At 46.7% G+C, this 7441-nt stretch carries 5 protein-coding genes; 3 read left to right on the forward strand and 2 right to left on the reverse strand.

Annotated elements, in window-relative coordinates:
• Together ACWVCM_RS01655 and ACWVCM_RS01660 are read right to left on the reverse strand one after the other, a co-directional pair.
• On the reverse strand, positions 1 to 707 hold a 707-nt coding region (locus tag ACWVCM_RS01655; RefSeq protein ID WP_455199959.1), incomplete at its 3' end, for a LytR/AlgR family response regulator transcription factor.
• A gap of 5 nt (positions 708 to 712) precedes the next feature.
• Entirely contained in the window at positions 713 to 1795 is a 1083-nt protein-coding gene (locus ACWVCM_RS01660) for a sensor histidine kinase (RefSeq protein ID WP_455199960.1), read from the reverse strand.
• Positions 1796 to 1904: 109 nt separating this feature from the next.
• Between ACWVCM_RS01660 and argH the strand changes: the two genes are divergently transcribed.
• From argH to ACWVCM_RS01675, 3 genes are all read left to right on the forward strand, one after another.
• Entirely contained in the window at positions 1905 to 3305 is a 1401-nt protein-coding gene (gene argH / locus ACWVCM_RS01665; RefSeq protein WP_455199961.1) for an argininosuccinate lyase, read from the forward strand.
• A gap of 199 nt (positions 3306 to 3504) precedes the next feature.
• Positions 3505 to 6303: an Ig-like domain-containing protein gene (locus ACWVCM_RS01670; RefSeq protein ID WP_455199962.1), complete on the forward strand. Its 2799-nt coding sequence runs from the start codon at positions 3505 to 3507 to the stop codon at positions 6301 to 6303.
• A 53-nt stretch (positions 6304 to 6356) separates the two neighbouring features.
• Positions 6357 to 7397, forward strand: coding sequence for a DUF3187 family protein (locus ACWVCM_RS01675; protein WP_455199963.1), 1041 nt, complete (start codon positions 6357 to 6359; stop codon positions 7395 to 7397).
• Positions 7398 to 7441 lie beyond the last annotated feature (44 nt).

Here is a 7441-nt window from a genome sequence, read left to right on the forward strand (position 1 = left end):
TGCGTCATGTGGCGACGGCTGACTTCCAGCTGATCATCGATACCCCTTAGTTTTACCATCCACTGGCCAGACGGCTGTTTTTCCAGGCTATCAAGGTAAGCTTTTGAAACCAGGGCATTGCGATGAATCCTTATAAAGCGATCGCCAAATTCTTCTTCCAGGGATTTTAACGATTCATCAATGATTACTTCGCCCTGTTTGTGGCGAACAGTAACGTATTTTTGTTCGGCGTGAAAAAAGAAAATTTCCTCAATGGGCACTAGATGAATGTTACCGCTAATTTGTGCGCTGATATGACTTCTTGCGTGATCCGTTTCTTCATTCTTACCCAGTTCCATCAGCTGCGCCCGATTCACCTTACGGGCTTTTTTTAATGCTTCTTCCAGGCGATCTCGACGAATAGGTTTTAGCAGGTAGTCCACAGCATTACTGTTAAAAGCCGCTAATGCATGTTCGCTAAACGCCGTGGTAAAAATGATGGCCGGCGGATTTTCCAGGTGTGATAAATGATACGCCGCTTCCAGGCCATCCATGTCAGGCATGCGAATATCCATTAACACAATGTCAGGTGTCAGTTTTCCACATAAAAGTAGCACTTCCTTGCCGTCATTGGCTTCACCCACGACACTATAAGCTTCGCTTTCGTCCACCAGGCGTTTAAGCCGGGCACGAGCCAGTGGTTCATCATCTGCTATTAATATGTTCATTGTCGTTACTGTGTATACGGGAATCGAATAGTTAATTCATATTGTGTTCCAGTCTGGCTCACCTGCAAACGCCCCTGGTGACCATAAAGCGCGGATAATCGCTGTTTAATATTTTCCTGAGCCATTTTATTGCTATTGCGCTCCAGTGGCCGGGTGTATTCAGGCATCGGATTGGTGATGCTAATGGTAATTATGTCGTTTTCCAGTTGACCCCTAATAGTGATCGTACCGCCGTCTCGGATATGTTCAATACCGTGGTAAATGGCGTTTTCCAGTAACGGCTGTATGGTGAGCTGGGGGATCAGTGCATTTTCCGGTAGATTATCCACATTCCATTGCACCTTTAATCGGTTGCCCATGCGTAATTCTTCAATATGCAAATAGCGTTTGGCCAGTTCCCATTCATCTTTCAGGCGGACTTCGTAGCTCGAATCCGCCAGTGTGCCGCGAAACAGATCTGCCAGGTCTTCAGTGGCTTCTTCGGCCAGTTCCGCATTACTGCGCGTCAAACTGGCAATGGTGTTTAAACTGTTAAACAGAAAATGCGGTCGAATCCTCGATTGCAGTGCCTGGATGCGCGCCTGGGATTTGGCCTCCAGGTTTTGCGCCCATTGGTGTTGCACGTAAAAGTAACGCAAGGCGATGGCCGATACGATGGCGCTGATCCCCAGGTTGCGTAACAGGAAATCACTGTACCAACCGGTGCTCACGTTGGGATCCACCGTCATCCAGTGTAAAGTCCAGAACGTGATTTCGCTGACCATGGTCGTGGTAATAATTAGCACGATATAACTGGCAGTGGCTGCGATGTTTACATTAAGTCTTCGTAGCCAGGGACGCACGATGCAAAGCACGCCGGCGCTGATCAGCGCCACCCACTGTATAAACAATGAGATGATGCCCAGCTCTTCCCAGCGATTATTGGCCGTATCCAGTGGCGCCAGCGTCAATACAATGGCCAACAATTCCGCAATGAGGATCACGGCAAATACCATGCGTACGTTGCAAAAATCGGGCAGGAAAAAGTCATCCGCCGGTGCAGAATCACCATTTTCGGTAGATTGCTGATTATTTTGGGGTATTTCCATGCGTTATAGTCTAGCCTGAAAGCTGAATTCCAACAGTGTCTTAGCGTCGCAATATAGTGCCAATATCGACTATACTGCGCCATACCTGAATGTGTAGTGGATAACCAAGATGGCGAAAAAAGAAAAATCAGTGGTAAAACCCTGGGGTGGTCGTTTTACAGAACCAACCGATGCGTTTGTCGAAGCGTTCACAGCCTCTGTTGGCTTTGATCAACGGCTGTATGCGCACGATATTGCAGGATCCATTGCTCATGCCCGGATGCTGGCCAAGGTCGGCGTGCTGAGCAGTGAAGAGTTTGAAGCGATTGTCGAAGGTCTACAAGCCATCAAGGATGATATTGAGCGCGGGGAGTTCAGCTGGAGTGTCGGTCTGGAAGATGTGCATATGAATATCGAGGCCAGCCTGACTCAGCGCATCGGCGACAGTGGCAAGAAATTGCACACGGGACGGTCGCGCAATGATCAGGTCGCCACTGATATCCGCCTGTATCTCCGCGAAGAGATCGATGCCATTAATGAACAACTGAATCGCCTGCAAAGCAACCTGGTGGATCTGGCCGAACAGCACGTTAATACAATTATGCCTGGTTTTACGCACTTGCAGACCGCGCAGCCGGTGACCTTTGGCCACCATCTGCTTGCCTGGTTCGAAATGTTAAAACGTGATAGCGGCCGGTTAAATGATTGCCGCAGCCGGGTCAATGTCATGCCATTGGGATCCGCAGCGCTTGCCGGTACCAGTTACCCCATCGACCGCCGTTTTACGCGGGACTTGCTGGGATTTAATGAAATTGCCGAGAACTCACTGGACGCGGTCAGTGATCGGGATTTTGCCATTGAGTTTGTTTTCGTTTGTTCGTTGATCATGACGCACCTGTCACGATTTTCTGAGGAACTGATTTTATGGTCCTCGGCGCAGTTTGATTTTATCGAACTGGGGGACAGTTTCTGCACCGGGTCGTCCATTATGCCGCAGAAGAAAAATCCTGATGTTCCGGAACTGGTCCGGGGTAAAACCGGGCGTATCAACGGTCACCTCGCCGGATTGTTAACCCTGATGAAAGCGCAACCACTGGCGTACAACAAGGACAACCAGGAAGATAAAGAACCATTGTTTGATACTGTCGACAATGTGAAGGGTAGTTTGCGGGTGTACGCTGATATGGTTCCGACCATCAAAGTGAAGGCGGATAATATGAGAGCAGCGGCGCTAAAGGGTTTTGCCACTGCGACCGACCTGGCGGATTACCTGGTTGGTAAAGGCGTGGCGTTCCGTGATGCTCACGAAATTGTCGGCAAGGCAGTGCAAAAAGGAATTAAGGATGGAAAGGACCTGGCTGACATGAGTCTAAAAGAACTGCAAAAGTTTTCTGACACCATAGAGCAGGATATTTTCAATGTGCTTAGCCTTGAAGGTTCTGTTGCAGCACGCGATCATCCTGGTGGTACGGCTCCCAAACAGGTTCAAAAAGCTATTGAACGGGCAAGGCAATGGTTATCACAGAAATAGTTTTTATTATCGTGAAACTACAATTCGACCATTGACGAAAAAGTTCTATCTATACAATAAATTACTTCTGTTCTGAGTGTCCGCTATCGCGTTGATTTTCCCCTGCGATGGAAATCGATTGATAAGAAAAATTAATTTATTGTTGCATGGTTGCTTGTAGTACATTGTTGATTATTTGATCAACTTTGGTTTAGTCGCATTGAATCCATCCAGCAGTACCTTTACTACCTTTATTTGTGATCGTCTCAACTTCCAATATCTAAGTCGATTCAGTCCTGTTCCCGGTCTACAAAGATGCACTTTGTATGCGTTGACGCGTGCCACAGTGATGTTATTGCTGTTTGTATGGATCGTCGGGTGTGGCGGCGGTGGAGCTGGTGATGTAACACCTACCAATGATTCCCCTTGCGCAAGCGGCAGTGGTCCGCGCACATTATGCGAAATCCAGCTTACTCCGATAAATCCGGCAATTGCCGTTGGTACTGAAATCCGCCTGTATGCCACCGCCATCTATTCCGACCAGTCGAAGGAGGATATTACCGAACAAGTTGACTGGGCTTCATCCAGTAGCACGATTGCGCCAGTGAGTGATACCTCTGGCGATAAAGGTGTGGCTTCGGGACTGGCGACAGGTGTGGCGCTGATCTCAGCAAGCCTGGGCACTGTCCAAAGCTCGATTCAGCTGGCCGTAAGCCAGGAACAACTGGTTGCGATTAAATTATCAAAACAGAATATTGCGTTGCCCAATGGTAGCCAGATCGATGTGCAAGCATTTGCATACTTCTCGAATAACACGGTTCAGGATATCACTGCTGTTGCTACATGGTCCGTCGAAGATGGATCGGTAGCAACGGTAGCGACCGAAGGTGTAGCGACTATTTATGGTGATTCGGTAGGCCAAACCCATTTGCTGGTGAGATACAATGGGCTTGCTGCAGAAACAGATCTTTCTATTACCAGCGCTCAATTGAATGCCATATCCATAGAACCTGCCCAGGTTCTTATTAATGCTGGAACAACAACTTCGCTGCAGGCGCTTGGATTTTATAGTGATGGCAATATACTGGATATCACTAAACAGGTCGCGTGGCAGTCTTCCGATATAAACACAGTTACTGTTGGCAGTGTTGCAGGAGACGAAGGGGTGTTAACAGGGCAGCGCGAAGGGAGTGCGACGGTTTCTGCTACTTTAAATGGTATCAGTCAAAATGCCGAAATAACCGTAAGCAATTCGGTTCTGAATGAAATAACAATTACGCCATCCATCACATCAATCGCCAAAGAGACCGTGATCCAACTGACGGCAACCGGAACCTATTCGGATTATTCCGTGCGGGATATCACGGCAATGGTAACCTGGATCTCGACCAACGAAGATGTTGTAAAGATCGATAATTCTCATGTTGGCGCTGGTTTGCTTTCAGCACTAAGTGAGGGTGAAGCGAGTATAGTTGCTGTAATGGACGATATTAGCGTCGCCGTACCCCTCACGATTACTAACGCTGAGGTAATCAGTATTAACCTGGTTCCATCGAGCACCACAATGCCAGAAGGTTCGAGTAAGCAATTGACGGCTACAGCGAATTTTTCCGATGGATCTATTCAGGATGTCACTGAACTTGCGTTTTGGACCAGTTCTGATACTGACGTAGCAACTGTACAGTACCGGAAAAATGGAATGGGCCTGGTACATGCGAACAGCGCAGGATCTACAGAAATCATAGCAGCTTATAAAGGGAAAAGTGCCTCAGCAAAAGTTGATGTGAGCGCTGCAATATTGACTGCTATCGTTATTGATTCGCTTGATCTTTCCATCGCCAGGGGAACGTCTGCCAGTTTGACCGTTACTGGTCATTATTCGGATGGCAGTACCCAGGATATTAGTGCTGGCATCGTATGGTCATCATCCGCCATTCAGTACGTCGCCGTGGAAAATGGTGAAGACGCAGCAGGTAATGTGCATGGTCTCGAAGTAGGCAGTAGCGTCGTTAGTGCCTCTGCTGTGGTGAATCCCAGTATTTCTGCAACGATAACAGTTACGGTAACCGACGCGGCATTAGAATCAATTTCGGTTTCCCCGCAAGATCAATCCATACCAAATAATTCAAGCTTACAATTTAGTGCGGTGGGTCATTTTAGTGATGGGTCTACGCAAGATTTGACCGAGCTGGTTACGTGGTCCTCTCTTTCGCCCGAGTTGGCATTGGCGAGCAATGCTGCGGGTGAAAAGGGGGTAGTTTTCGGTGTCGCCAACGAAGCTACCGGTGATGGCACGGCACAAATCATTGCCAGCCTGGATGACGGATTGCGTGTTGTTGAAAGTACGACAAATTTAACGGTTACTTATGAGCCGTTAAGGCCAGTGCGTGTTACAGCAGTTGGTCAGCCTAATGTGATTGTCAATGATGGCGTGGACTCTACGACAATACAAACCTTCGTTAAAGCCTCAGAAAATGGCGCGGTAGTAGCGAACGGTACTGTTGTTGAGTATGAAATTGTTAGCGGTAGCGGAATGCTTGGTTCACTTACCGCAACAACAACCGATGGTGTGGCAAATACAACGCTAACAAGTAACTACGATGGTCTCATTGTGATTAAAGCCACGATTGCCGATACGAACATATCTAATTTCGTAGCCATTGTATCAACACCTTCATTCTCCAGCGTGGTAACCAAATTTGGATTTGCAGATTATAGTTACGATAGTGTAAACAGCACGGTTCAACCCGGCTCTGTTTTTACCCTTTATCTGTTTAATTTGAGCAATCGAAATTTTTCACTGGATAGATACGAATTTATTAATGGGGGTATGGTGCTAATGACCGTTGATCAATTCGATTCAGTGAATAACCAGCTAAAAGGTGGGCTGATTTACGGCGTTGCGCTTAATGTAGAACCAGAACTGCAGGACAACGATATAGTTGCACAGTTTACCCTCAGTGATCCGATTACAGGACAAAGTTTTACCGTTACTCACTCCTATGAACTGACTCCCTAGTCTGTCTATAATACTGTGATGCTATTTCACAATTGGGTCGTTGGTAGGTGTTCATGTCAAATTTCAGGGCAAGCCTGAGCGCTGGTATTTTCTGCAGGCAGAAGTGTGTTGCGATTTCACTCGTTTATCTGATTTTGCAGGTACCTTCTGTTGTTGCGCAGCAAATCCACCCTTTAAGTATTACTAACACCAGTCCTGTTATACTGGTTCATGGATTACCCAATTCCCGAAATCCGGCCATAACGGCGAAAGATACTGTTGTTTTTGGCCTGGACTACGAAATTACCAGCCATTTCACGCACGAAGATTCTACAAATGAACAGCTATTATTTGATGGTGAAACCACTCGGGCCATGCTTTCACTAAAAACCGGATTATCTGATGGTGTGGAAGTTGAACTCCAGATTCCTCATATCTCACATGATGGAGGTTTTCTGGATTCATTTATTATTGATTGGCATAATTTTTTTGGACTGCCGCAAAACGGCAGGGATCAGGTGCCAAACAATCAGCTGGAATATTATTATGCAAAAAATGGCGTGGACAAACTGGGTTTTCAGGAACCGGCATCTGGTGTAGGTGATTCGCAAATAATATTTGCTTTTAAATCAGACCGAAAATGGTTGCCGCATCAAAAAAATCTGACATTTAAAACAGCCTTAAAATTACCAACCGGTGACTCGGCAAAGTTAACAGGAAGCGGCGCCTATGCAATATCGGCATGGTTAACAGGTGATATGCAGACTAACTGGTTTAGTAAAAAAGGATTAACCTATCTTAATCTTGGGGCGATGTGGTTGCCTGAAGGTGAAGTTTTAACGGACCAGCAAAATTTCTGGGTATGGTTTGGTGGTATTGGGAGCGGCATTAAGTTTGGCGAGCGTATCGTGCTACAACTCCAACTGGATACCCATTCTCCCTTTTATCACAGCAGTGACTTTGTCGAGTTAAATAGCTATGCATTGCAGTTGACTATTGGGGGTAATCTGAAGTTTAGTAAAAACTGGAACCTGGATATTGGGGTTGTTGAAGATCTAATCGTACACGCGTCACCCGACGTGATTTTTCATTTCAGGCTTAATGGTCGTTGGTAGGTAATAAATAGTTGCCGAAAGCCTTACAACTTACTACCGTGAAA

This window comes from Kaarinaea lacus (assembly GCF_975902315.1).

What these genes read in the sequence shown, in the direction of transcription:
- ACWVCM_RS01660 (WP_455199960.1), bottom strand. Translation starts at nt 1,795, where the DNA reads ATGGAAATACCCCAAAATAATCAGCAATCTACCGAAAATGGTGATTCT.
- argH (WP_455199961.1), top strand. Translation starts at nt 1,905, where the DNA reads ATGGCGAAAAAAGAAAAATCAGTGGTAAAACCCTGGGGTGGTCGTTTT.
- ACWVCM_RS01675 (WP_455199963.1), top strand. Translation starts at nt 6,357, where the DNA reads ATGTCAAATTTCAGGGCAAGCCTGAGCGCTGGTATTTTCTGCAGGCAG.